The sequence below is a fragment of the Pseudomonas sp. S2_A10 genome (genome assembly GCF_054668465.1).
Genome location: NZ_CP162773.1, coordinates 2526766 through 2552014 on the forward strand (window position 1 = coordinate 2526766; position 25249 = coordinate 2552014).

Annotated in this window: 17 protein-coding genes and 2 tRNA genes; 12 read left to right on the top strand and 7 right to left on the bottom strand. The window is 60.0% G+C overall.

Annotated elements, in window-relative coordinates:
- The first annotated feature begins 9 nt into the window (after positions 1-9).
- Together hflK and hflC are read left to right on the top strand one after the other, a co-directional pair.
- Positions 10-1176, top strand: a complete 1167-nt coding sequence (gene hflK / locus AB4N41_RS11460; protein WP_252877331.1) for an FtsH protease activity modulator HflK — start codon at positions 10-12, stop codon at positions 1174-1176.
- The gene (gene hflC, locus AB4N41_RS11465; RefSeq protein ID WP_016771945.1) at positions 1176-2045 is read left to right on the top strand and encodes a protease modulator HflC; all 870 of its coding nucleotides are present in this window, start codon (positions 1176-1178) and stop codon (positions 2043-2045) included. The genes hflK and hflC overlap by 1 nt, the downstream gene beginning before the upstream one ends.
- Before the next feature lie 17 nt (positions 2046-2062).
- Here hflC and AB4N41_RS11470 read toward each other — a convergent pair whose 3' ends face one another.
- The gene (locus AB4N41_RS11470) at positions 2063-2269 is read right to left on the bottom strand and encodes a hypothetical protein (RefSeq protein ID WP_252877332.1); all 207 of its coding nucleotides are present in this window, start codon (positions 2267-2269) and stop codon (positions 2063-2065) included.
- 88 nt (positions 2270-2357) lie between these two features.
- On the opposite strand from AB4N41_RS11470, the gene AB4N41_RS11475 reads away from it, so the two are divergent.
- The 3 genes from AB4N41_RS11475 to AB4N41_RS11485 all read left to right on the top strand — a co-directional run bounded on the left by AB4N41_RS11475 (position 2358) and on the right by AB4N41_RS11485 (position 6963).
- Entirely contained in the window at positions 2358-3545 is a 1188-nt protein-coding gene (locus AB4N41_RS11475) for an ATP phosphoribosyltransferase regulatory subunit (RefSeq protein ID WP_095180957.1), read from the top strand.
- A gap of 54 nt (positions 3546-3599) precedes the next feature.
- The gene (locus AB4N41_RS11480; protein WP_016771943.1) at positions 3600-4889 is read left to right on the top strand and encodes an adenylosuccinate synthase; all 1290 of its coding nucleotides are present in this window, start codon (positions 3600-3602) and stop codon (positions 4887-4889) included.
- A gap of 139 nt (positions 4890-5028) precedes the next feature.
- The gene (locus AB4N41_RS11485) at positions 5029-6963 is read left to right on the top strand and encodes a methyl-accepting chemotaxis protein (RefSeq protein ID WP_217851188.1); all 1935 of its coding nucleotides are present in this window, start codon (positions 5029-5031) and stop codon (positions 6961-6963) included.
- A 90-nt stretch (positions 6964-7053) separates the two neighbouring features.
- Here the strand turns inward: AB4N41_RS11485 and AB4N41_RS11490 are convergent, their stop codons facing one another.
- The 4 genes from AB4N41_RS11490 to AB4N41_RS11505 all read right to left on the bottom strand — a co-directional run bounded on the left by AB4N41_RS11490 (position 7054) and on the right by AB4N41_RS11505 (position 10168).
- Complete coding sequence (locus tag AB4N41_RS11490; protein ID WP_095180955.1) at positions 7054-8619, bottom strand: ABC transporter permease; 1566 nt, start codon at positions 8617-8619, stop codon at positions 7054-7056.
- Positions 8619-9629 carry an extracellular solute-binding protein gene (locus AB4N41_RS11495; RefSeq protein WP_016771941.1) on the bottom strand — a complete coding sequence of 337 codons (1011 nt, stop codon included), beginning with the start codon at positions 9627-9629 and terminating at the stop codon, positions 8619-8621. Before AB4N41_RS11495 ends, AB4N41_RS11490 begins: the two co-directional genes overlap by 1 nt.
- Positions 9630-9814: 185 nt before the next feature.
- A tRNA-Leu gene (locus tag AB4N41_RS11500) sits at positions 9815-9901 on the bottom strand.
- Between the two features lie 180 nt (positions 9902-10081).
- A tRNA-Leu gene (locus tag AB4N41_RS11505) sits at positions 10082-10168 on the bottom strand.
- A gap of 225 nt (positions 10169-10393) precedes the next feature.
- On the opposite strand from AB4N41_RS11505, the gene rnr reads away from it, so the two are divergent.
- The 7 genes from rnr to dnaB all read left to right on the top strand — a co-directional run bounded on the left by rnr (position 10394) and on the right by dnaB (position 17679).
- A complete protein-coding gene (gene rnr / locus AB4N41_RS11510; protein WP_024011371.1) occupies positions 10394-13024 on the top strand; it encodes a ribonuclease R in 2631 nt (876 codons plus the stop codon).
- Complete coding sequence (rlmB, locus tag AB4N41_RS11515; RefSeq protein WP_252877333.1) at positions 13021-13788, top strand: 23S rRNA (guanosine(2251)-2'-O)-methyltransferase RlmB; 768 nt, start codon at positions 13021-13023, stop codon at positions 13786-13788. Before rnr ends, rlmB begins: the two co-directional genes overlap by 4 nt.
- A gap of 296 nt (positions 13789-14084) precedes the next feature.
- A complete protein-coding gene (gene rpsF, locus AB4N41_RS11520) occupies positions 14085-14507 on the top strand; it encodes a 30S ribosomal protein S6 (RefSeq protein ID WP_016771938.1) in 423 nt (140 codons plus the stop codon).
- A gap of 29 nt (positions 14508-14536) precedes the next feature.
- Positions 14537-14767 (top strand): 30S ribosomal protein S18, encoded by a 231-nt coding sequence (gene rpsR / locus AB4N41_RS11525; RefSeq protein WP_002551829.1) that lies wholly within the window; start codon positions 14537-14539, stop codon positions 14765-14767.
- Positions 14768-14803: 36 nt separating this feature from the next.
- Positions 14804-15697, top strand: a complete 894-nt coding sequence (locus tag AB4N41_RS11530; RefSeq protein ID WP_016771937.1) for a hypothetical protein — start codon at positions 14804-14806, stop codon at positions 15695-15697.
- 18 nt (positions 15698-15715) lie between these two features.
- A complete protein-coding gene (gene rplI, locus AB4N41_RS11535; RefSeq protein WP_003221136.1) occupies positions 15716-16162 on the top strand; it encodes a 50S ribosomal protein L9 in 447 nt (148 codons plus the stop codon).
- 119 nt (positions 16163-16281) lie between these two features.
- Positions 16282-17679: a replicative DNA helicase gene (gene dnaB / locus AB4N41_RS11540; protein ID WP_016771936.1), complete on the top strand. Its 1398-nt coding sequence runs from the start codon at positions 16282-16284 to the stop codon at positions 17677-17679.
- A gap of 39 nt (positions 17680-17718) precedes the next feature.
- Here the strand turns inward: dnaB and AB4N41_RS11545 are convergent, their stop codons facing one another.
- Both AB4N41_RS11545 and AB4N41_RS11550 read right to left on the bottom strand, forming a co-directional pair.
- On the bottom strand, positions 17719-22359 hold the full coding sequence (locus AB4N41_RS11545) for an NEL-type E3 ubiquitin ligase domain-containing protein (RefSeq protein ID WP_252877334.1): 4641 nt from the start codon (positions 22357-22359) through the stop codon (positions 17719-17721).
- Between the two features lie 3 nt (positions 22360-22362).
- Complete coding sequence (locus AB4N41_RS11550) at positions 22363-25068, bottom strand: hypothetical protein (RefSeq protein WP_252877335.1); 2706 nt, start codon at positions 25066-25068, stop codon at positions 22363-22365.
- Positions 25069-25249: the final 181 nt, after the last annotated feature.

The following is a 25249-nucleotide window of genomic DNA, read 5'->3' on the forward strand; positions in this document are numbered from 1 at the left end:
GAGAGCGCTATGGCTTGGAATGAGCCGGGTGGCAACTCGAATAATCAGGATCCCTGGGGTGGCAAGCGCCGCAATAACGGCGACCGCAAGGGACCACCGGATCTCGACGAGGCCTTCCGAAAGCTGCAGGAAAGCCTGAACGGGTTGTTCGGTGGTGGTAAGAAACGCGGTGATGACGGCGGCGGGTCGGGGCGCAGCAGTGGCGGCTTCGGCGGTCTGCTCGGCATCGGCCTGGTCGTGTTGGCGGCTGTCTGGCTGTACAGCGCGGTCTACGTGGTGGACGAGCAGGAGCAAGCCGTTGTGCTGCGCTTCGGCAAGTACTACGAGACTGTCGGCCCGGGCCTGAACATCTACTTCCCGCCGATCGACAAGAAGTACATGGAGAACGTGACGCGTGAGCGTGCGTACACCAAGCAGGGCCAGATGCTGACTGAAGACGAGAACATCGTCGAAGTGCCGCTGACCGTGCAGTACAAGATCAGCAACCTGCAGGACTTCGTGCTGAACGTCGATCAGCCGGAAATCAGTCTGCAGCACGCGACCGAAAGTGCACTGCGTCACGTGGTCGGTTCCACCGCCATGGACCAGGTGCTGACCGAAGGTCGTGAATTGATGGCCAGCGAAATCAAGGAGCGTCTGCAACGTTTCCTCGATACCTATCGCACCGGTATCACCGTGACTCAGGTCAACGTACAGAGCGCAGCGGCACCGCGTGAAGTGCAGGAAGCCTTCGATGACGTGATCCGCGCCCGTGAAGACGAGCAGCGTTCGCGCAACCAGGCTGAAACCTACGCCAACGGCGTCGTGCCGGAAGCCCGTGGTCAGGCCCAGCGCATCATCGAAGATGCCAACGGTTATCGCGACGAGACCATCTCGCGCGCCAAGGGTGAGGCCGATCGCTTCACCAAACTGGTCGCCGAGTATCGCAAGGCACCTGAAGTCACCCGCGAGCGTCTGTACCTGGACACCATGCAGGAAGTCTTCAGCAACACCAGCAAGGTGCTCGTGACCGGCAACAAGAACGGCCAGAGCAATCTGCTTTACCTGCCGTTGGACAAAATGATCCAGAATAGCTCGGGCAACGCACCGGTGACCGGTTCGGCCGCCAGCAACAACACGGACGTCACGCCGCATGTCACTGACGTGCCGCAGGCGCGTACAAGGGAGACCCGCTGATGAGCAATAAATCGCTGATCGCCCTGATCGTTGGCGTCGTTGTGGTACTGGTGGGCTGGAATTGCTTCTACATCGTCGCTCAGACCGAGCGCGCGGTGCTGCTGCAATTCGGTCGTGTGGTTCAGGCCGATGTCCAGCCAGGTCTGCATGTGAAAGTGCCTTACGTCAACCAGGTGCGCAAATTCGACGCGCGTCTGCTGACGCTGGATGCACCGACGCAGCGCTTCCTGACTCTGGAAAAGAAAGCCGTGATGGTCGATGCCTACGCCAAGTGGCGGGTGAAAGATGCCGAGCGCTTCTACACCGCGACTTCGGGTCTGAAGCAGATCGCCGACGAGCGTTTGTCCCGTCGTCTCGAATCGGGCCTGCGTGACCAGTTCGGCAAGCGCACCCTGCACGAAGTGGTGTCGGGTGAGCGTGATGCGCTGATGGCTGACATCACTGCATCGCTGAACAAGATGGCGGAAAAAGAGCTGGGTATCGAAGTGGTTGATGTCCGGGTCAAGGCCATCGATCTGCCGAAGGAAGTGAACCGCAGCGTGTTCGAGCGTATGAGCACCGAGCGTGAGCGTGAAGCTCGCGAGCACCGCGCCAAGGGTAACGAGCTGGCCGAAGGCATCCGTGCCGACGCCGATCGTCAACGCCGCGTGCTGCTGGCCGAAGCCTATCGTGAATCCGAAGAGGTTCGCGGTGACGGTGACGCCCAGGCAGCTGCGATCTACTCCAAGGCCTACGGTCAGGATCAGGAGTTCTACGGTTTCTACCGTAGCCTGCGTGCCTACCGTGAAAGCTTTGCGAACAAATCCGACGTCCTGGTCCTCGACCCAAGCAGCGACTTCTTCCGTTACCTGGAAAAAGCCAAACCTTGATACGACGTTGACCTGAATCAGTCCGCCCGGCGGCTAAAACCTCGGGCGGGGTGATCCTTTTGGAAAACGTGTGTATGATGCGGCAGCCGGGAAATTCCCGGCTTTTTTGCGTCTGCACGTTTGATTGCTGTTTTTGTTGCAGGCATCGGGTTTGAATAGCCCGAGCGTTTTTCGAGGAAAGTGATGGGCGAAGCCGCCAGCCGGCCTTTCGCTGCGTCGTTCATGCGCGTGCGTTTTGAACGCTCCGGTCATTTTCTGCTTCACTCAAGGCTCGCCTAGTGCTGGCCGCCCGGATCAAAGGGGAATGGCGTAATGGCAACGGTAGACCGCTGGCTGCTGCCAGATGGCATCGAAGAAGTACTGCCACCGGAGGCGGCGCGCATTGAAGTCGCGCGTCGTCAGGTGTTGGATCTGTTCCAGAGCTGGGGTTACGAGTTCGTCGTGACTCCCCATATCGAGTACCTGGAATCCCTGCTGACCGGCGCGGGCCAGGACCTGGATCTGCGTACCTTCAAGGTCATCGACCCGCAATCGGGCCGGCAGATGGGTTTCCGTGCCGACATCACACCGCAGGTGGCGCGTATCGATGCGCACACCCTGCGCCGCGAAGGCCCGAGCCGTCTGTGCTACGCAGGCAGTGTCCTGCACGCCCAGCCGCGTGCATTGTCGTCCTCGCGCAGCCCGATCCAGCTGGGCGCCGAGCTGTACGGCGACGCCAGCCCGAGCAGCGACGTCGAAGTCATCAGCCTGATGCTGGCCATGCTGCAACTGGCCGATGTGCCGGACGTGCACATGGACCTCGGGCATGTCGGCATCTACCGTGGTCTGGCGCGTGCCGCTGGTCTTTCCGGTGAAGTCGAGCAGCAGTTGTTCGATGCCCTGCAGCGCAAGGCCATCGATGAAGTGATTACCCTGACCGAAGGTCTCCCGGCCGATCTGTCGGGGATGCTGCGTGCCTTGGTTGATCTGTGCGGCGGCCGTGAAGTATTGAGCGCTGCCCGCGAGCGTCTGGCCAATGCGCCGGCGCCGGTGCTGGCGGCGCTGGAAGACCTGCTGGCGATCGCCGAGCGTCTTTCCGTGCGCTTCCCGCACCTGCCGCTGTATTTCGACCTCGGTGAGTTGCGCGGCTACCACTACCACACCGGTGTGGTGTTCGCGGTGTTCGTGCCGGGCGTTGGCCAGTCCATCGCTCAGGGCGGTCGTTACGATGACATCGGTGCCGACTTCGGTCGCGCCCGTCCGGCGACTGGTTTCTCTACCGATTTGAAAACCCTGGTGACCCTGGGGCGTGCTGAGATCGAGCTACCGTCTGGCGGTATCTGGATGCCTGACAGTACGGATGCGGCACTCTGGCAGCAGGTTTGCCAGTTGCGCAGTGAGGGTCAGCGTGTCGTTCAGGCCTTGCCTGGACAACCTTTGGCCGCCGCCCGTGATGCGGACTGCGACCGGCAATTGATTCAGCAGAACGGGCTTTGGCAAGTATCGCCACTGGCTTCTTGAGTTTTCCTGCCGGCCATCGCCGGCACCAAGTTTGCGCGAATGAGGACAAGTGTTATGGGTAAGAATGTCGTAGTCCTGGGCACCCAGTGGGGTGATGAGGGCAAAGGCAAGATCGTTGATCTGCTGACCGAACATGCTGCCGCCGTAGTGCGCTACCAGGGTGGCCACAACGCGGGTCACACGCTGGTGATCGACGGCGAGAAAACCGTCTTGCACCTGATTCCGTCGGGCGTGCTGCGCGAAGGCGTGCAATGCCTGATCGGCAACGGCGTGGTGGTTGCACCTGACGCCCTGCTGCGCGAGATCACCAAGCTGGAAGAGAAAGGCGTACCGGTGCGCGAGCGCTTGCGTATCAGCCCGTCCTGCCCGCTGATCCTGTCCTTCCACGTCGCGCTGGACCAGGCCCGTGAAAAGGCCCGTGGCGAGCTGAAGATCGGTACTACCGGTCGCGGCATCGGCCCGGCGTACGAAGATAAAGTTGCCCGTCGTGGCCTGCGTGTCGGCGACTTGCTGAACATGCCACGCTTCGAAGACAAGCTGCGTGAACTGGTGGATTACCACAACTTCATGCTGGTCGGTTACTACAAAGAGCCAGCCATCGAATTCGAAAAGACCCTGGCCGAATGCAAGGAATACGCTGAGCTGCTCAAGCCGCTGATGCTCGACGTGACTGCCGAGCTGCACGACCTGCGTCGTGCCGGCAAGGACATCATGTTCGAAGGCGCGCAAGGTTCGTTGCTCGACATCGACCACGGCACCTACCCGTACGTGACCAGCTCCAACACCACTGCGGGTGGCGTGGCGACCGGTTCGGGCGTTGGTCCGATGTTCCTCGACTACATCCTGGGCATCACCAAGGCTTACACCACTCGCGTCGGTTCCGGCCCGTTCCCGACCGAGTTGTTTGACGAAGTCGGTGCACACCTGGCCAAGCAGGGTCACGAGTTCGGCGCCACCACTGGTCGCGCCCGTCGCTGCGGCTGGTTTGACGCCGTCATCCTGCGTCGCGCTATCGATGTGAACAGCATCTCGGGCATCTGCCTGACCAAGCTGGACGTACTCGACGGTCTGGAAACCATCAACATCTGCGTCGGCTACAAAGACGCGCAAGGCAATGCTGTTGCCCCGACCGATGCTGACAGCTACGTAGGCCTGCAGCCTGTGTACGAAGAAGTGCCAGGCTGGAGCGAATCGACCGTGGGTGCAAAAACCCTGGAAGAGCTGCCGGCCAATGCTCGTGCCTACATCAAACGCGTTGAAGAGTTGATCGGCGCGCCGATCGACATTATTTCGACGGGCCCGGACCGCAACGAAACCATCGTTCTGCGTCATCCGTTTGCTTGATAAGTCGTTGATGTAAAAAACAAAGGCCCCTTAATCGGGGCCTTTGTCGTTTATGCCTGTTGGACGGCATGACCTTTGCTGTGAATCTGTCTACAAGAGTGCCATCAAATTAATGGCGTCAGAAGTAGAGGGATTTAAAGTGTCAGCCGTTCTCTCACTGTTACAAAGCCGTTTGTTGCGGCCGGTGTTCGTTACCCTTGGTATCGCCCTTTTGGTGCAGGTGTTGGTGGCGGTTGCCCTGACGCGGAGCACGGTCACCGCGCTGGAAGCCGATCTGGCCGTGCGCCTGGGTGCCGACAGCCAGAAGCTCTCCGGTGAGCTGGAGCAGGCCGGGCGTGAAGTCACTTCGAGTCTTGATGCGTTATCGGCCAGCACTCGTCAGCGCCTGACGGTCGGCCTGTCCGCGCGTCTGAAAGAAGAGCAGGCGCAGCTGCGAGCGACGCTGGAAAAGGACCTGAAGGATTCGGCCAACGACATGGCGCAGTTGCTTGCATCCGTAGCGCCGCGTGCCATGTGGGACAGCGACGTGCCGACGCTCTCGGAGTTCGCCCGCCGCGCCCAGCGCAATCCCAACGTGCTGTTCGTGGTGTATGACGACGCCACCGGCCAGCATCTGACCCGTTATCTCAACCGTGAAAACCCGATCAACAAGGCCTTGCTGGAAAAAGGTCAGGGTGAGCGTGCGTTGGATAAAGTGCTGGATGCGGCGAAGAATGATCCTTCGGTCTACTACCTCGAGGCCTCGATCAATCCCAATGGCGTGGAGATCGGCAAAGTGCTGATGGGCGTTTCCACAGCCTCGGTGGAAACCGATCTGGCCGAGCTCGACAAGCGCTTCCTGGCGCTGATTGCCAGCAGCGATCAATTGGTCGGCGACAGCCTCAAAGGCGCGGCGGCGGACAGCGCCAAAGCGATGCAGGCGCGTCTGCAATCGGCGCAGGGCACCGCTGGCGAAATGAAAGCCAACACCGCACAAACCGTTCAAGACGCTGCCGCGACACTGCGCTGGCGTATCGGCCTTGGCCTGGCACTGGTCGGTTGCGGCGTGCTGCTGTTGCTGGCCGTGGTGCTCGGTCATCGCGTGGTCAATCGCCTGAAAATGCTCAATGCGGCGATGGACGATCTGGCGGCGGGCGAGGGCGACCTGACCAAGCGTGTGCAGATCAACAGCAAGGATGAAATCGGCGACATGGCGTCGGCGGTCAATCGCTTCGTCGACAAGCTGCAGCCGATCGTGCGCGAGGCGGGCGATGTCGCGCAGCGCACTGGCGTGGAAATTGGCGCGATGACTTTGCGCAACGCTGGCGCCGATGCGGCTGCCGGAATGCAGCGCGATGAAGTTGCAGAAAGCCTGCGCGCGCTGTCGCAAATGGCAGACGAGGCGCAGTCGGAAAGTCAGGCAATGCAGGCGGCGCTCAAGCAGGTTGTCGATATTCGTCAGGCCACCGATGAGAACACCCGGACTTCGGCGAAGGTTGGCAGCCTGATCGAAGCGCTGGCCGGGCAGGTCGATACCGGGGCGAAGGTTATCGAGCGACTGGCGCAGCAGAGCGAGCAGATTGAGGTGGTGCTGACGGTGATTCACGGCATCGCCGAACAGACCAACCTGCTGGCATTGAACGCTGCGATCGAGGCGGCGCGGGCCGGTGAAACCGGGCGTGGGTTTGCCGTGGTGGCGGATGAAGTTCGTGCGCTGGCGAGCAAGACGCAAAGCTCCACGGGTGATATTCAAGCGCACATCGTCGCTCTGCAACAGGGCGCACGTGAGGCAGTCGAGGCGATTGGCCAGGCCGGACGGCAGGCCAGCGAAGGTTTGCTGGTCTTGCGCGACAGTGCGCGCTTGCAGCAATCGGTGCAGGCTTCGGTCGAGCAGGTGCATGCGGCGATCGGTCTGGCGACGCAAGCAGCAGCGCATCAGGCGCAGGGTGCACAGGCAGTGCGTGGGCGCGTCGAAACGATTCATGCCCAAGCCGAGAAAGCGGCGCAGGCAGTGGTGGAAACCACCGCCAGTGGCAAGGTGCTGGATGGTCTGGCGGCGCAGTTGAAGGCTAGCCTGGGGCAGTTCCGCGCTTGATGTTATCCGGGCTGGCATCTTCGCGAGCAGGCTCGCTCCCACGGGGAAACTCAATCCATCGTGGGAACGAGCCTGCTCGCGAAAACGGTATCAGCGGCTCAGATACATCCGCGTCGTCAGCAGATAAACCGGCAACCCCGAGACCACAATCAACAACGCCGCATAAGGCGCCGCCGCCGCAAACTCGACATTCGCTGTATGCGCCCAGACCTCGGTCGCCAGCGTATTCAGTCCGGTTGGGCTGAGCAGCAACGTCGCCGTCAATTCCTTCATCGCATCGAGAAACACCAGCGCAAACGCCGCGCCCAGTGCCGGGAAAATGATCGGCAAGGTCACCCGGCAAAACGCCGTGAACGACGATGCGCCCAAGGTCCGCGCCGCTTCTTCCAGCTGTGGCGCAGCCTTGTTCAGTGCCGTACGAATCGGCGCCTGCGCCAGTGGCAGAAACAGCAGCGCATAGGCGATCAGCAGCAAGCCCGACGTCTGATACAGCACCGGTACGTAATGCAGGGCGAAATACACCAGCGTCAACGCAATCACCAGGCCCGGCAGCGCGTGCAGCAGATAAGGCAGGCGTTCGGCCCAGATTGCCAATTGGCCTTTGTAGCGCACCACCAGCAAGCCGACTGGAACCGCCAGTACCAGGCACAGCGCCGCGCCGCCCAGCGACAGTGCCAGTGACGACAACAGCGCTTCGGTGATCGCCGCTACCGGGAACGCCGCCGATGAGCCGACCGCCAGCCAGTAGGCCAACATGCCCAGCGGAACGCCGCTGCCGATAATCGCCAGCAACAGGCAATACAACTGACCTGCCGCAGCCCATGGCCCAAGCTTTACTTGCTCAGCCTGTCGCGCTGCACCTTGGCCGGTGCGCACATGCCGGCCCTTGCCGCGCACCCGCAGTTCCAGCCACAACAGCAGCAGGCACAGCGCCAGCAACACCGCCGAAAGCATCGCTGCGTTGGCGTTACTGAATTCCAGTTCGAATTGCTGGTAGATCGCCGTGGTAAAGGTCTGCAAACCGATGATCGACAGCGCGCCGAATTCCACCAGCATGTGCAGGGCAATCAGCAGCGAGCCGGCCAACAGCGATGGCCACAACAGCGGCAGGGTGACGCGGAAAAACACGCCCCAGCGATTCTGTCCCAGCGTGCGGGCGGATTCTTCGAGAGAGGGATCGAGATTGCGCAGGGTCGCCGCGACTGGCAGGAAGATCAGCGGATACTTCGACAGGCTCATCACCAGAATCGCTCCGCCGAGGCCTTCGAACTGCGCACTCAGCGACACCCAGGTGAAGCTGCTGACAAACGCCGGCACCGCAAACGGCAGGCACAGGATCACGCCCCACAGGCGTCGACCCGGCAGATTGCTGCGTTCCAGTAGCCATGCCAGCGACAGGCCGATCACGGCGCAGGTGATCGTCACGCCGACCATCAGTGCCAAGGTGTTGCGCAACAGGCCAAACACATACGGGCGCCACAGCAAATGCAGCGCCTCGGCCCAGCCGGCCTGCCAGGCTTTCACCCCGACGTAGGCCAGTGGCAACAGGCTCAGTACCACCAGTAGCAATACCGGCAGCACCAGCCAGATCGACGGCCGCTTGCGCCTTGGCACATAACCCCCGCGCGCGGCGGGGGGCGATAACGATGCTGCCATCAGTTCAGGCCAACTTCGCGTTCCAGTTCCAGCGCTTCTTCAGCGTTGCCCAGATCCGCCGGGGTGACGTTCGGCGCTTCCAGTTCGCTGAACGGCTTGAGACCGCGATCCGATTCCATGCCTTTGTGCAGCGGATATTCAGCGGTGGTCTGGGTGATCACGCGCTGACCTTCTTCGCTGGCCATGAAGGCGAGGAATTGCTGGGCTTCTTTTGGATGTTTGCTGGATTTCAGTACGGCAGCGCTGGACACGGTGATCAAGCCGCCAGCGTCGCCGCCGGTGAAGTAATGCAATTTGGAATCGAGCTTGCCCTTCTCGCGTTGCAGGGCGAACCAGTAGTAGTTGTTCACCAGTACGGTAGCGACTTCGCCGTTTTCCACCGCTTTGAGCGCGACCATGTTGTTGCTGTAGGTCTTGCCGAATGCGCGCAGGCCGGTCAGCCATTCTTCGGCGGCGTCACGACCGTGCAGCTTGATGATCGCTACGGCCTGCTCCTGGAAGGCGCCGCTGGTCGGAACGAAGCCGACCTTGCCCTGCCACTGCGGCTCGGAAAATTCCATCACCGATTTCGGCAGGTCTTTTTCATCGATCAGTTTCGGATTGAACGCGACCACGCGTACGCGGGCGGTAACGCCGATCCAGGTGCCATTGGCGGCGACGTATTTTTCCGGCAGAACTGCCAGCGTGGCGTCATCGGCCTTGGCCAGCAGACCCTGTTCGCCGAGGTTATTCAGCGGCGGCGACTCTTCGGTGTAGATCACATCGGCGGGGGAGCGGTCGCCTTCTTCGATGATCTGGCTGGCGAGCTGGTTGCTGCTGCCTTTGCGCACGTTGACGTGGATGCCGGTCTTGGCTTCGAAAGCCTTGGCAATCGCGTCGCCGACTTCCTTGTGCTGGCCGTTGTAGAGAGTCAGGGAAACCGCATCGGCAGCCTGGGTGAGGGGAGTGGCGAGTGCCAGGCCGAGGAGGGTGAAGGTCAGGCCTCGGCGCAGGGTATTTCGAAACGTCATTCGCAGGGTTCCTCACTGTCGCATTGCAAAAACTTGCAACAATGATAAACGATATTGTTTCTCAAGTGCGCCTTGTGGGGCGACTGGCGATCCTGTAGGGATGGCGAAATTCAGGAAGCCAGAAACGCAAAAACCCGCTTTCGCGGGTTTTTGTGAAATCCAAGGCCTGAACCTTGAATTTGAATTGGTGCCCAGAAGAAGACTCGAACTTCCACGACCGTAAGGTCACCAGCACCTGAAGCTGGCGTGTCTACCAATTTCACCATCTGGGCAATCATCGCAAGCGTTGCCGCTGTTGATGTGGCGCACTATACGGAGGCCTTTTTGATCTGTAAACCCCTGATTTGGTTTTAATAAATCAGTGTGAACAAAAGCTTTCCCGCAAATGCAAAAAACCCGCTTTCGCGGGTTTTGTGTGAGTCTTGAAACTGATCTAGTCTCAAACTCGAAATTGGTGCCCAGGAGAAGACTCGAACTTCCACGACCGTAAGGTCACCAGCACCTGAAGCTGGCGTGTCTACCAATTTCACCACCTGGGCATCATCGAAAGCGCTTGTGCGTCGTCGATGGCGCGCACTATACGGAGCGCCTTTTTAACTGTAAACCCCTACTGCAGAAAAAACTGAATTTTTTTACCAGCGGCGTTCAAAACCCTATCAGAGCGTCGATACAGGGCCATGCAAAGCCTTATAGAAGCGGAAATTTCCCGTTTCCCGGCGCCTATGCCAAACTAACCCGCATATAGACAAGGTGAAAACTCTCTAATGGCCGATTGGCAGTCCCTCGATCCCGAGGCCGCTCGTGAAGCGGAAAAATACGAAAACCCTATTCCCAGCCGCGAACTGATCCTGGCGCACCTCGCCGATCGGGGTTCGCCTGCTGCCCGCGAGCAACTGGTCGAAGAGTTTGGTCTGACCACCGAAGACCAGATCGAGGCCCTGCGCCGCCGCTTGCGCGCCATGGAGCGCGACGCTCAACTGATCTACACCCGCCGTGGCACTTACGCGCCGGTGGACAAGCTCGACCTGATCCTCGGCCGCATCAGCGGTCACCGTGACGGTTTCGGCTTCCTGGTTCCGGACGACGGCAGCGACGACCTGTTCATGAGCCCGGCGCAAATGCGTCTGGTGTTCGACGGTGACCGCGCGCTGGCCAGGGTTTCCGGGCTCGACCGTCGTGGTCGCCGTGAAGGCGTGATCGTCGAAGTAGTTTCCCGCGCTCACGAAACCATCGTCGGCCGCTACTTCGAAGAAGGCGGCATCGGTTTCGTCGTTGCCGACAATCCGAAGATCCAGCAGGAAGTGCTGGTGACGCCGGGCCGCAACGCCAATGCGCAGATCGGTCAATTCGTCGAGGTGAAAATCACCCACTGGCCAACGCCGCGTTTCCAGCCGCAAGGCGATGTGGTCGAAGTGGTCGGCAACTACATGGCGCCGGGCATGGAAATCGATGTTGCCCTGCGCACCTACGATATCCCGCACGTCTGGCCTGAAGCGGTTGTGAAAGAAGCCGCCAAGCTCAAGCCGGAAGTTGAAGAAAAAGACAAAGAGAAGCGCATCGACCTGCGTCATCTGCCGTTCGTCACCATCGACGGCGAAGATGCCCGCGACTTCGACGATGCGGTCTACTGCGAAGCCAAACCGGGCAAGCTGCGTCTGTTCTCCGGTGGCTGGAAGTTGTACGTGGCGATTGCCGACGTTTCCAGTTACGTGAAGATCGGCTCGGCGCTGGACAACGAAGCTCAGGTTCGCGGCAACTCGGTGTACTTCCCCGAGCGCGTGATTCCGATGCTGCCCGAGCAACTGTCCAACGGCCTGTGCTCGCTGAACCCGCAAGTCGATCGTCTGGCCATGGTTTGCGAGATGACCATCTCCAAGTCCGGCGAAATGACCGACTACTGCTTCTATGAAGCGGTGATCCATTCCCACGCCCGTCTGACCTACAACAAGGTCAGCGCGATGCTGGAAACGCCGAAGGCTACCGAAGCGCGCAAACTGCGCGGCGAGTACACCGACGTCGTCCCGCACCTCAAGCAGCTCTACGCCTTGTACAAGGTATTGCTGGCCGCCCGTCATGTGCGTGGCGCGATCGATTTCGAAACCCAGGAAACCCGGATCATTTTCGGTTCCGAGCGCAAGATTGCCGAAATCCGTCCGACCGTGCGCAACGATGCGCACAAGCTGATCGAGGAGTGCATGCTGGCCGCCAACGTAGCCACTGCCGAATTCCTCAAGAAGCACGAAATCCCTGCGCTGTATCGCGTTCACGCCGGTCCGCCGCCAGAGCGTCTGGAAAAGCTGCGCGCATTCCTTGGTGAGCTCGGCCTGTCCCTGCACAAGGGCAAGGACGGTCCGTCGCCGAAGGATTATCAGGCCCTGCTGGCGAGCATCAAGGATCGTCCGGATTTCCATCTGATCCAGACCGTCATGCTGCGTTCGTTGAGTCAGGCGGTGTACAGCGCTGAAAACGACGGCCACTTCGGCCTGAATTACGAAGCCTATACCCACTTCACCTCGCCGATCCGTCGTTACCCGGACCTGCTCACGCACCGCGCGATCCGCAGTGTGATCCATTCGAAACAGGACACCCCGCACGTTCGTCGTGCCGGTGCGATGACCATTCCGAAGGCGCGCATCTATCCGTACGACGAGGCGGCGCTGGAGCAGCTTGGCGAGCAGTGCTCGATGAGCGAGCGTCGTGCCGACGAAGCGACCCGTGACGTGGTGAACTGGCTCAAGTGCGAGTTCATGAAGGATCGCGTCGGCGAATCGTTCCCGGGCGTGATCACCGCTGTGACCGGGTTCGGTCTGTTCGTCGAGCTGACCGATATCTACGTCGAAGGCCTGGTGCATGTCACCGCGCTGCCGGGCGATTACTACCACTTCGATCCTGTGCATCACCGCTTGGCGGGCGAGCGCACCGGTCGCAGTTTCCGTCTTGGCGACACCGTTGAAGTACGCGTCATGCGCGTCGACCTCGATGAGCGCAAGATCGACTTCGAGATGGCCGAGAAAACCATCAGCGCGCCGATCGGTCGCAAGAAACGTGGCGCCGAAACCGCTGCGCCTGCTGCCAAGGCTGCGGAAGAAAAGGCTCCAGCGAAAACCGCCAGCCGTCGTCCGGCCAAGGAAAAGGTTGCCGAAGCCTATCGTCCGAGCGATGCCGTGGCGAAAAACGCCGAGCTGCGCAAAAGCCGTGAATTGAAGAAGGCCTTGCTGGCCGATGCGAAAAACGGTGGTAAAGCGGCGTCCGGGGGAAAGACCGGACGGTCGGCGCCTGACAGGGCGACCGACGGCAAGCCAGCCAAACCGAGCAAACACCGTAAGGGCCCGCCAAAAGCGGGTTCCGCTCCAGCCAAAAGTGGCGGGGCGCGTAAACCGAAGGCGAAGTCATGAGTCAGTTGGAAAAAATCTACGGCGTTCACGCGGTAGAAGCGTTGCTGCGTCACCACCCCAAGCGCGTCAAGCAGATCTGGCTGGCGGAAAGCCGCAACGATCCGCGCGTGCAGACGCTGGTCGAGCTGGCCAATGAAAACCGTGTTCAGGTCGGCCAGGCCGAGCGTCGCGAAATGGACGCCTGGGTTGAAGGCGTGCATCAGGGCGTTGTCGCTGAAGTCAGCCCGAGTCAGGTCTGGGGCGAGGCGATGCTCGACGAGTTGCTCGATCGCACCGAAGGCGCGCCGCTGTTGCTGGTGCTCGACGGCGTGACCGATCCGCACAACCTCGGCGCCTGCCTGCGTTCGGCCGATGCGGCCGGTGCGCTGGCGGTGATCGTGCCGAAAGACAAGTCGGCCACGCTGACCCCGGTGGTGCGTAAAGTCGCCTGCGGCGCGGCGGAAGTGATCCCGCTGGTGGCCGTGACCAACCTGGCGCGCACGTTGGAAAAACTTCAGCAGCGCGGTTTGTGGGTAGTCGGCACCGCTGGTGAAGCCGAGGTCAGCATTTATGACCAGGACCTGACCGGCCCGACCATTCTGATCATGGGCGCCGAAGGCAAAGGCATGCGTCGCCTGACCCGCGAGCACTGCGACTATCTGGTGAACCTGCCGATGGCCGGCAGCGTCAGCAGCCTCAACGTCTCGGTCGCCACCGGCGTGTGCCTGTTCGAAGCCCAGCGCCAGCGCGGTGCGAAGGCCAAGGCTGCCGCGAAGAAGTCCTGACCTGCTGCAAATCCCCTGTAGGAGCTGTCGAGTGAAACGAGGCTGCGATCTTTTGATCTTGCTTTGAAAAAATCAAAGTCAAAAGATCGCAGCCTTCGGCAGCTCCTACACGGGTCGCCCGGTGGTTGTTCAAATATTCACCAATTGCCTTGCGCGCCCGCAGTCCCTTCTCTACAATTGCGCCCCTTGCTGTGACGGCAGGCACGCATGTGCCCCGCGCCAGCAAGTCCATAAGTGTCATTCACTCCTTGTCTGACCGTTTTTGAGCGGCAGGCTACAACCCGTAAGGAGCATTCATGCGTCATTACGAAATCATCTTTCTGGTCCACCCGGATCAGAGCGAGCAAGTCGGCGGCATGGTTGAGCGTTACACCAAGCTGATCGAAGAAGACGGCGGCAAAATCCACCGTCTGGAAGACTGGGGCCGTCGTCAACTGGCCTACGCAATCAACAATGTTCACAAGGCTCACTACGTGATGCTGAACGTTGAGTGCACTGGCAAGGCCCTGGCCGAGCTGGAAGACAACTTCCGCTACAACGATGCAGTGATCCGTAACCTGGTCATCCGTCGCGACGAAGCCGTTACCGGCCAGTCCGAGATGCTCAAGGCTGAAGAAAACCGCAGTGAGCGCCGTGAGCGTCGCGACCGTCCTGAGCACGAAGGCGCCGAAGGCACCGACAGTGATGACAGCGACAACAGCGATAACGCTGACGAGTAATCCACGGACCTTATTAAGGAGCCTATCAAATGGCACGTTTCTTCCGTCGTCGTAAATTCTGCCGCTTCACCGCTGAAGACGTGAAAGAGATCGACTACAAAGATCTCAACACTCTGAAAGCCTACGTATCCGAGACCGGCAAAATCGTTCCAAGCCGCATCACCGGTACCAAAGCTCGTTATCAGCGTCAGCTGGCCACCGCTATCAAGCGCGCCCGCTTCCTGGCCCTGCTGGCCTACACCGACAGCCACGGCCGCTGAGACCGGGCAGTCGACAAGTAGCAAAGGATTGAATGCATGCGCGCCTTAGCTGAGTTCATCATGCGAGGCCGAATGCAGGCCACTCTCGTGGTGGCCGGATGTGCAACATTGCCGTTGTTGTATTGGTTGGGTGCTGCCGCCGGGAGCCTTGTGCTGCTGCGGCGCGGATTGACGGACGCCCTTGGCGTTCTGTCACTGGGACTGCTGCCGGCCTTGATCTGGTGGCTGTATGCCGACGACCCACGGGCACTTCTGGTGCTGCTGGGGTCTTCGGGGCTTGCGTTGGTTTTGCGCGCAAGCGAATCCTGGGTCCGCACGCTGCTGGTCAGCGTAGTGATCGGAGTGGTGTTTTCAGTGGTGCTCGGGGTCGCGTTTGCGGCCCAGATCGAGATGCTTGCACAGGCCCTTATAAAGGTCATGCCGGCACTTCTCGGTGAGACCTACAAGCAATTGTCGGTCGATGAGCAAGCGCGTTTCGCGTCCCTGATTGCACCGGTCCTGACCGGACTGATTGCGGCCTTGTTGCAGATCGTCAGCGTGCTGAGCCTGATTGTCGGGCGGCATTGGCAGGCGTTGTTGTACAACCCGGGTGGTTTCGGTCGCGAGTTTCGCGCCATCCGCATCCCGCTGGGGCCGGCGATGTTACTGCTGGCGTTGATGCTTCTGGGCCCGAATCTCGGTGCACAGATGGCCATGTTGACGCCGTTGTGCAGTGTACCGCTGGTGTTCGCCGGGCTAGCCCTGATTCACGGGCTGGTCGGGCAGAAGCGACTGGCCGGTTTCTGGCTGGTGGGGTTGTACGTCACGCTGCTGTTGTTCATGCAGCTGATCTATCCGTTGCTCGTGGTTCTGGCCATTGTCGACAGCCTGATTGATTTTCGCGGTCGTCACGTGTCGAAAGACACCGACAGCGCGAACGGTGAAGGTTAAAAGTTAGAGGATTTTCACATGCAACTGATCCTTCTGGAAAAAATCGCCAACCTGGGCAACCTGGGCGACAAAGTAAACGTTAAGGCCGGTTACGGCCGTAACTACCTGCTGCCTTTCGGCAAGGCTACCGCTGCGACCGCTGCCAACCTGGCTGCGTTCGAAGAGCGTCGCGCCGAGCTGGAAAAAGCCGCCGCAGACCGTAAGGCATCGGCTGAAAGCCGTGCTGCCCAACTGGCCGAGCTGGAAGTGACCATCACTGCCACCGCTGGCGACGAAGGCAAGCTGTTCGGTTCGATCGGTACTCACGACATCGCTGACGCACTGACCGCCTCCGGCGTTGAAGTGCAGAAGAGCGAAGTTCGTCTGCCGAACGGCACCATCCGCAACGTGGGTGAATTCGACGTGGCCGTGCACCTGCACGCCGAAGTTGAAGCCACCGTACGCGTTGTCGTGGTAGCAGCTTAAGCAACATCGATCGGCTGGCGGCTTGTCCGTCAGACGGTTAACATCGGGCACGATCCTGTTTACAGGTCGTGCCCTTTGTCTTTCTGAATTCCCTGCTTTTCACTAATACTCAAGTGGCCATGAACGATATCTCCGCTCCCGAGCAATACGATCTGCAAACCGCTGCCCTGAAGGTGCCGCCGCATTCCATCGAGGCCGAACAGGCCGTACTCGGTGGTCTGATGCTGGACAACAACGCCTGGGAACGCGTGCTCGATCAAGTCTCCGATGGCGATTTCTATCGACATGACCACCGTCTGATCTTCCGAGCGATCGCCAAACTGGCTGATCAGAACTCGCCGATCGACGTCGTGACCCTTGCCGAACAGCTGGACAAGGAAGGTCAGACGTCGCAAGTCGGCGGCCTCGGCTATCTTGGCGAACTGGCGAAAAACACCCCGTCCGTCGCCAACATCAAGGCCTATGCGCAGATCGTCCGCCAGCGTGCGACGTTGCGCCAACTGATCGGCATCAGTACCGAGATTGCCGACAGCGCCTTCAACCCCGAAGGCCGCACCGCCGAAGAGATCCTCGATGAAGCCGAACGGCAGATCTTCCAGATCGCCGAAGCGCGGCCAAAGACCGGCGGCCCGGTCGGCGTCAATGAGTTGCTGACCAAGGCTATCGACCGGATCGATACCCTGTTCAACACCGCCGACGCCATCACCGGTCTGTCTACGGGTTACACCGACCTCGATGAAAAGACCAGCGGCTTGCAGCCGTCCGACCTGATTATCGTCGCCGGCCGTCCGTCGATGGGTAAAACCACCTTCGCGATGAACCTGGTGGAAAACGCCGTGTTGCGCAGTGAGAAGGCTGTCCTGGTTTACTCCCTCGAGATGCCAGGCGAATCGCTGATCATGCGTATGCTGTCTTCGCTCGGCCGAATCGACCAGACCAAGGTGCGTTCCGGCCAGCTCGAAGATGACGACTGGCCGCGCCTGACGTCAGCGGTGAACCTGCTCAACGATCGCAAACTGTTCATCGATGACACCGCCGGTATCAGCCCTTCGGAAATGCGCGCGCGGACCCGGCGTCTGGTGCGTGAGCACGGCGATGTCGGCTTGATCATGATCGACTACCTGCAACTGATGCAGATCCCCGGTTCCAGCGGTGACAACCGCACCAACGAAATTTCCGAGATTTCGCGATCGCTGAAAGCGCTGGCCAAGGAATTCAACTGCCCGGTAGTCGCCCTGTCGCAGCTCAATCGTTCCCTCGAACAGCGCCCGAACAAACGCCCGGTCAACTCCGACTTGCGCGAATCCGGAGCGATCGAGCAGGACGCCGACGTGATCATGTTCGTTTATCGCGACGAGGTGTATCACCCGGAAACCGAGCACAAGGGCATTGCCGAAATCATCATCGGCAAACAGCGTAACGGCCCGATCGGGTTTATTCGGCTGGCGTTCATCGGCAAGTACACGCGCTTCGAAAACCTCGCGCCGGGCAGTTACAACTTCGACGACGACGAGTAACAGCAGACAGGATCATCCGGCCTGCTGTCGTGGTCGGTTTCAATCGGCCGAAGCTGCCGTCTCGCTGCTTGCAGTTGTTTCGACTCCGTCACCGGGGCGAATTTCCTCGCGGGTCAGTGCCTGGATCAGCGTCGCTTCGCTGATGGCCAGCTGTGCTGTGACGTCATTGGTTTGCGCCTGATATTCGGTTTCGGTCAGGGCATTTGTCGCAGACTGCGCGTCCAGTGCGGCCTGTTTCTGTTGATAGGGCTGACGTGCGGCGTCGAACCGGGACGAGTATTTGTGCGTGATGAAGTCCTGCCAGAAATCCATCGATACCAGAGCCTGAAACTCATCGGGGGAGTCGTTCAAGGCGATGACCTTTCGGTAGGCCACTTCCAGCATCGGCGATGTGACGCCGGCCATGCCGATAAAGGACAGTGTCTGCGGCTGAAACGGTAACTGCAGCCGATCCTTGAGCCCAAAGCGGTAGGCCATCGTCATCTCGTGCGGGTCGCGCAAGCGCAGCTGATGGATATTGCGCTCCCTCGCTGAAGTTTGCGGATCGTCGACGATTGCCCTGCTCGCAGCGATTTCGGCTGCGGCCAGATCATCGACCTGTCTGAGTCTGAACAGGCTTCTGGACAGGTCCACCAATCGAGCACCATTGCCGTCTTGCCTCGCCTGCATTCGCGCCTTGTGCGTCATGGTCAGTACTTGCATGTCTGTAAACGTGGCAGCGGCAAGGTCAGTGCAGCCAGCCTCGCAGGCGCGATCAAAAACGTCTCTGCGCAGCGCACGTGTCTGCACGCTGTTCTCGCTGATCGCATCGACCACGTCCCAGATCTGTCGGCGGAAATCGGCATGGTGGGCGAGCTTGGAAATGATGTTGAAAAAGCCATCTGAGCCCACCTGTGCTTTGAGCCTGTTCAATTGCTCGGCGCGAATCATCGCCTCGTCTGCCGTCATGCCGACGGTCAACTGCGGATAGACCGAAACAGAGTTCGTTGCCACTGCTTGCGGGTGGGCTGCCGAAAGAGAAGTCGTCAGCAGGTTCAATGGATTGTAGAGCGATGCTGCGGAGCGGTTCAGCCATTCACCGTAGCCGGCCAGGCGTTCTCGTGTGTATGCGCTCAGGGGATTACCGCTTATCTGAGTGCCACTGTTGACCTGAATCGAATGCGTCAGGCGATCCGCTGCCGGTGCGACGACAAAGTCGGGCAGACTCGTGATCCGGTTGTCGTTCAGATGGACCTTGCCCAGCAGGGGCTGATCGAACAGTCCGGTTGGCCAGCTTTCGATGCCCGTATTGGACATGTCGACCTCGCGCATGTCAGTGATCGCACTGAAATCCGGGCTCACGCTCAAGTGCGGGTTGTCGTGAATCCACAAGGCCCTCAGAGTGGTTCTCCCGGCCAGTATCTGCGCGGTCTCGGCGGTGAGTTCCAGTTGATTGCCCTGCAGGAACAACCGCGTCATCCCGTGCATCTCGCCGATCGCCGGAGGGAGATCCCTGAGTCGATTGTTCGCCATGTTCAGCCAGCGCAAATGCCGGAAGCGGGTCAGGAAACCTTCCGGGGATTCGGTGAGATTCATGTTGTTGAGTTTGAGTGAGCCGACATGGCTGAAGTCGCTGCTCAGATCCGGCAGGGTTGGCAGTGTCAAACCGCTCAAATCCAGTTCAAGACCTATCGGCGTGCCGTCGAAGGCGTGTTGCTCGGGCGTTTCACGTCGCCAGCAACTGATGATCCGGTCACGTGCCTCGATGCGCTCATTGCGGGTTTGAGTGTTGGCGTGCAATTGATTGACGCGGATATAGCGCAGACGATTGCTGCCTCCGGAAAAAACCCAGTCATCCAACTGGTTTTTCAGCACGGCGAAATCCTGCTCGAGCGCCAACAGCCTGGTCGCGACAGTGCCCTTGTCTTGGCTCCAGATAACATCCCGGCAGGCCTTGATGCTTTTGCCCGGAAACAGTCTTCGGTAGCGTTGCGCTCGCGAGTTCTCAGTATCGAATACGGCGGGGTGGGCTGGAGTCATCAACTCGGGATGCAGTTCATTGAGTCTTCGCCAGTAGCCATCGAACTTTCTCCAGTAAGGCGAAGGGAAGTCGTTGCCCTCAATCAGCGTGCGGTTGTTGATCCGCGCGACCACGGCCAATTGATCGGCAGGCGGGTTGATATGCGCGTCGGGGACGTTGCGCAGTTTATTGTTGCTGAGGTCGACGCCGGTCAAGGTGGTCTTGTCAGCCAGCCCGAGGGGCCACTCGCTGATTCCGGTGTTCCTCAGCTCCAGTGTCTGCAGTCCGGACATCGCGCTGAAATCGGGCGGTATCTGCAGTGGGTTGTCAGAGAGCTTGACGGTAACCAGCTGATGCAATGCACTCAATGCACCAGCGCTGTGCTCATCGAGTTTTATCTGGTTTTCAGTCAGATTGAGGTGGGCGAGCCGGCTCATCCCGCTGATGGCTGCGGGCAATTTTTTCAGGCCGGAGCGGGTGATCGTCAGAATGTCCAGATCAGGCAACCGCGACAGGAACGTGTCGGCAGTGTCGGACCAGACGACGTTATTGAGGATGAGCATTTTCAACCGACTGAAGTCGGCAGTCAGTGACGGTAGCGGTCCGTTCACTGCTGGCAGCATGAGCGACGTCGATTCCTGGAGCCAGCAGTCCTTGATAGTCCGGGCAATGTATTCTGCCCGAAGCTTTTCCTGGCCGGCGGCGCTGGATGCTGCCGACGTGCTGTCGGCGACGTAAGCCTGCAGCTGTGCGTCGAGCACCTTGAACTCCTCGAAACGCCGGCTGATCGTGGCTTCTGCATCATCCCCCAGACCGATCAGGTATTCCCGGGCAGTTTGCGGGGTTCTCTCTGGATGCATCTGCAGCAGCATGGCGACTTCTGGAATGGCGCCATCAATCCGGAATGCAGCCGTGCGTGCGCTGGTGATCAGTGCCGGGTATTGCGCCGTAACCCGCTGCCAATAGACTTCCAGCCGCCGCCAATAACCGCTGGCGAAGGGATTGCCTTCGATCAGGGTGACGCGGTTGATGTTGGCGATGTCGAGCAACTGATCACTCGCCGGATTGATGATTGCCTGCGGAATTTCGCGCAATCGGTTGTCGCGCAGATCGATTGACTCTATCGCTAGCTGATCTCGCAGCCCCGTTGGCCATTCATCCAGCCCGGTGTTGCGCAGACTCACGGTCTTGAGCTGGAGCATGCCGCTGAAGTCCAGGGTCTTGCCCAGCGGGTTGTCCGACAGATCAAGGTTTTCCAGTTGGCTGAGCGAAGCCAGCTCGCCGGCGGTTTGCTCGCTCAGTTCAATGCGGTTCGCTCGCAGGTCCAGTTCCTTCAGGCCGGGCATCTGCGTGAGATTCGCCGGCGGTGTATCGAGCGCCGAAGCGTTGATTTTCAAGCGTTCTAGGGCTGTGAACCCCTTGAGAAAAGTTTCGCACCCCGCCGACCATGCCACCGCCTGCAAGTGCAGCGTGCGTACATGGCTGAAATCTGCCGAGAGCGCAGCGATGCCGGCGCCGCCAAGATCCAGCTGCAGCGTTGTTCCCGTCTGCCGTTTCCAGCAACGCTTGATCTCTTGCGCGGCGCGCTCCACCGAGGGATGGGCCGCCCCGCCGGCCAGCGTACTGGTCTTCAGCCACGTCGCGAGTTCCAGCTTCAAGGTCTTGTATTCAGTCTCGACGCGGGTCAAGAAGCCTTGTACATCGTCGCCGTGGGGGCTCAGCAGAGTGCGGATCTGCTCGCTGTCCAGAGAGGGATAAAGTTTTCGCAGTCGCGATTGTGGCGTGCGCAGTCGGTTGAACGCGGTGTTGAGCCGTTCCCTCAGCCCCGGTGAAGCCGGTTGGTCGGGACTGCCACGCTGCATTCCGCCGGCTCCGCCGACTACGATGCCTTGCCAGCCCTGACGGGCATCGAACACCACAGGCTCTGATCTGCCAGGGCGCGTAGCGCTGTAGATGTTGTCGACGTCGGCGGCGACAGGATCTTGCGGGCGAACGATGCGCATCACTTCGGCCAGAGGCGTCGATGCATCGGAATCGTACAGGACCTGATAGCCGTGATTATCGATCACTGCATAGAGCTTGCCGTCATGGCGGTGCAGCCCGTCGCTGTCGGGTGAGCTGGTGCTGAAGTCGAGCGGCGTGCGAAACGGCTGCAGACGCGCCCCTGATAAAGCGAAGGTGCTTGGTTGCGAAAACTCCAGCGCATGCCATCGCCCATTGTCGGGGTCGTGCAGCATCAGCGGTCCGGAGGGGATCGATTCACTGGCCAGCCTGGCGCGCCAGAGGCCGCTCTGCGCATCCTTGCCCACCTGCACGAAGCCACCATCGGTCATTTCCACGTAATGGCGGCCCTTGAATGTTCTCAGGCCTTCAGCGTCGGCATCGGGCAAGCCGATCGTTGCACTGAGCCGGTAATGCTCAGGCGGGTGGCCCACATGAGCGAAGGCGTCATGCATTGAAGCAATCGCCTGCACTGTGACGTTGGGAGCAGGAACGATTGCATCAGGATCGATACCGTCTGTGGGCCTGTTCGCGCGGATTGACGGGCCGCTCAACGTGGTCGGATCGAGGCCGGGGCGCGGGGTCAGGTTGAGGCGTGGCGGGGGCGTATCCATGGATGTGTCCGGTCGAATATGTGAATGACCGGGAAGCGTCACTTTCGACGGCGGTTTGCTTGGCATGTCTTACATTCCTTGTAGTCGTTGCACGGTAGCTTCTTCAGCGGAAGCTGCCGGCCTGTTCGGCGTCATTGCCTGAGGCTGTGTCATCGGGTGAGCGGAGGCGGCGGCCAGGTCGAAGATTTTCTGCGCTGTGCGTCCATCGAGATATTCGCGCCAGACAGGTTGATGCGGCCGCTGCGCCAGTTCTTCCCTGCGCTGCGATTGAATACCCCTGCTGCTTTGTTCAAGGGTTTTCAAATGCGCGCCGCGCACGTTGAAATTCAAGTCCGGGGAATCCTGTCTCGCATAATGAAAATGTGCGTGCCAGAGGGGATCGTGGGTATGTGCATCGGTGACTAGATAGATGTCGAGATATTGCCGGTCCGAACCCTTGCCACGTTTCAATCGGCTCTCGATTTTCCGGGCGTTCACGTGGCCCTTGTCGATCAGGTACAGCAGTCGGTCGACGTTCAGAACATGCTTGTCCTTATAGATTCGCAGGCGGATGGTTTCGCCCTCATTGCGCAGACGTTCACTGGCGTCCTGCAGGCGTCGAATCAGCGCGGCGGTCTCATCATGGGCCGGTTCCGCCCGCTGCAACTGCAATACGGTGTCATCCATTGCCCCGGCGCTGCTTTCGAGCATCTCGACAATGTTGTCCGGATGGTTTCTTTGCCGTTCTTCGTGGAGGGCAGCGCGGACATGCGCGTCGACACGGTCAAGGTGCCGAGTGGCTTCGGCAACCAATGACGGCAAGCTCCTCTGCGGCGTTGTCCGCGGCGAACGCCATTCACCGCGTCCTCGGTCATAGGTCTGTGACGGCTGCCTGGGATTGTGGAGGTTGCGGACCTCAATCACCTCTTCGTTTTGCGCGGTGCGTCGAGACTCGCCGACATTGAGCTTGTAGACGCCGTTTTTCTTTGCCCGAAAGATGAGCTTGGGCGGCGGTTGGAGACCGCTTCTGTCCTGGGCCGGAATGAACTCGAAATCAATGTTCTGCTGGTCGAACGTCAGCACCGGACGGTCAGCCTGATGGAGAAACTGGTTCAAGCGGCCTACCAGCGTCTGCTCGAATATTTCGATTTCCGCAGTGATCTCCCTGCGTGAAGTGGCGTGCTGCTCCCCCGGTGCCAGATCAAGGCGTTCGAACCAGTGGCGGATGGCTGTGCATTCCTGGAACAGGTTATTCAATACGGCAGGGTGGGAAACTTCGGGAACTGCGCCAAGCGCTCCGTAAACAAAGGTCACCTGACCAAAGCGGGTGGCCAGTTCCGATGCCAGAGGGGCGTTGCCGGCCGATTGTGGGGTATCCAGCATCAGACTTTTGGTCAGGACCCAGGAGGCAACAACGTTATGGGTGTCCATTGGTGAAAGAACATCCGCGCTGAACTCGTCTGGAGAGACCCGCCATTTGTTCACCAGATTGTCGGCGATTTGCTGGCGCTCTTTCAGATGACTCAGCATCCTGCCCAGAACGTTGACTGTTCGCGGCAGCCGCTCCGGGTCGAGGTCGATCATCGGACCCTCCAGGGCGTGGCGCGTCAAGCCGCATTCGATCAGTTGCTGATAGGCGAGCATCTGTTTTTTTTGCAGCCTGATTATGTTGTTCAGGTAAGCGTCCTGCTTCATGAAGCGCTTGATCGAGGATTTTTGCTCCTCGTAGTATTTCAGCGCCTTTCCAAGGTGTTTCAGTTCTTTGTGGCAGTGAACCTCGCGATCAAGCAGCGCCATTGTTTCGCGTCGAACGGTTTGCGCATGCTCTCCCTGCGCGTTACTCGCCTCCAGCCAGGCGTTTATCAGCTGTTCACGTTTATCCTGATCCTGCTTGATCCGCTTGTTGATACCCTCGAGTGCGACTGTCACCTCCAGATGCAGCCATAAGTCTGAGGGTCGCGCCGCTGCGCCTCTCGGCATTCCGGCTACACCTGTCAAGGAGGTTCCGCGCCAGCCGGATTGAGCATTGAAAGTAATCGCTTCCGACCTGCCGGGACGTGATGCGACGTAAACGTTTGTCGCATCGGCGGCGATCGGATCTTCAGGGCGAACGATGCGCATCACCGCTCTGTGCGGTGTCGAGGCGTCGAGATCATGCAGAACCTGATAGGCGTAGCTCTCGATCTGCACATAGAGTTTGCCGTTGAAGCGCAACAGGCCATCGCCGTCCGGCTCGACCGTGCTGAAATCCAGATCGGTGCGAAACGCCTCCAGCCGGGTCGTGGACAAGGGGTAGGTGGAGGGCGCCGAGGTGTCGATGGGCTGCCAGAGACGGCTGTCGGTATCGAAGCGCAATAGCGGTCCCGACGCGTGCAATTCGCTGGGCAATTTTGCCCGGTAGAAACCGCTGGCCGAGTCCAGACTCACCTGTACGGTGCCACCCTCCGGTACCTGGACATACTGGCGTCCATTGAGCGTCGACATGCCTTCGGCATCGGCCGCCGGCAGCACAACCAGCGAAGTGATCCAGTAATCCTTCAAAGGGCGGTCGTGCACAAAGGCAACAGATTGCGCTACCGCTGCCGTTCTGACCGCCGCCCGCGCAGGCATGGGGATAATGTGGTTGAGCACGTGATCGATCGCTGTTGCGATCGTTGTCGTCGGGCGCGTGGGAATCCTGAGCCCCGACGTGCCATCGAAGGACAGGGGGAAACCAGGCCGGGTTAGCGAATAATCGGGTCGCGGATTATGGATCGAGACGGTAGTGATGCCTCTGATTGGCGGTTTGGGTGACATTGCCTGTCTTCCTTTACATTGAATGCCCCGTTACTCCCGGGGGAGTGCTGCGGGCGGGCGGCTTCCTTGCCGTTTTGGTGCGTCGTACGCTCAGCGAAAACTCGTGATGTGTCGCGGGCTGGCTGCGCGAGACCAGCTCGCAGAGAAACCGACCACCGTCGTCGGAATTGGTCAAAATTTG

Excerpts from the sequence above, each read along its gene's own strand:
- AB4N41_RS11480 (WP_016771943.1), top strand. The coding sequence starts at position 3,600 with ATGGGTAAGAATGTCGTAGTCCTGGGCACCCAGTGGGGTGATGAGGGC.
- hflK (WP_252877331.1), top strand. The coding sequence starts at position 10 with ATGGCTTGGAATGAGCCGGGTGGCAACTCGAATAATCAGGATCCCTGG.
- AB4N41_RS11490 (WP_095180955.1), bottom strand. The coding sequence starts at position 8,619 with ATGGCAGCATCGTTATCGCCCCCCGCCGCGCGCGGGGGTTATGTGCCA.
- rlmB (WP_252877333.1), top strand. The coding sequence starts at position 13,021 with ATGAGTCAGTTGGAAAAAATCTACGGCGTTCACGCGGTAGAAGCGTTG.
- AB4N41_RS11495 (WP_016771941.1), bottom strand. The coding sequence starts at position 9,629 with ATGACGTTTCGAAATACCCTGCGCCGAGGCCTGACCTTCACCCTCCTC.
- AB4N41_RS11530 (WP_016771937.1), top strand. The coding sequence starts at position 14,804 with ATGCGCGCCTTAGCTGAGTTCATCATGCGAGGCCGAATGCAGGCCACT.
- AB4N41_RS11550 (WP_252877335.1), bottom strand. The coding sequence starts at position 25,068 with ATGTCACCCAAACCGCCAATCAGAGGCATCACTACCGTCTCGATCCAT.
- AB4N41_RS11470 (WP_252877332.1), bottom strand. The coding sequence starts at position 2,269 with ATGAACGACGCAGCGAAAGGCCGGCTGGCGGCTTCGCCCATCACTTTC.
- hflC (WP_016771945.1), top strand. The coding sequence starts at position 1,176 with ATGAGCAATAAATCGCTGATCGCCCTGATCGTTGGCGTCGTTGTGGTA.
- rplI (WP_003221136.1), top strand. The coding sequence starts at position 15,716 with ATGCAACTGATCCTTCTGGAAAAAATCGCCAACCTGGGCAACCTGGGC.
- AB4N41_RS11475 (WP_095180957.1), top strand. The coding sequence starts at position 2,358 with ATGGCAACGGTAGACCGCTGGCTGCTGCCAGATGGCATCGAAGAAGTA.
- rnr (WP_024011371.1), top strand. The coding sequence starts at position 10,394 with ATGGCCGATTGGCAGTCCCTCGATCCCGAGGCCGCTCGTGAAGCGGAA.
- dnaB (WP_016771936.1), top strand. The coding sequence starts at position 16,282 with ATGAACGATATCTCCGCTCCCGAGCAATACGATCTGCAAACCGCTGCC.
- rpsF (WP_016771938.1), top strand. The coding sequence starts at position 14,085 with ATGCGTCATTACGAAATCATCTTTCTGGTCCACCCGGATCAGAGCGAG.
- rpsR (WP_002551829.1), top strand. The coding sequence starts at position 14,537 with ATGGCACGTTTCTTCCGTCGTCGTAAATTCTGCCGCTTCACCGCTGAA.
- AB4N41_RS11545 (WP_252877334.1), bottom strand. The coding sequence starts at position 22,359 with ATGCCAAGCAAACCGCCGTCGAAAGTGACGCTTCCCGGTCATTCACAT.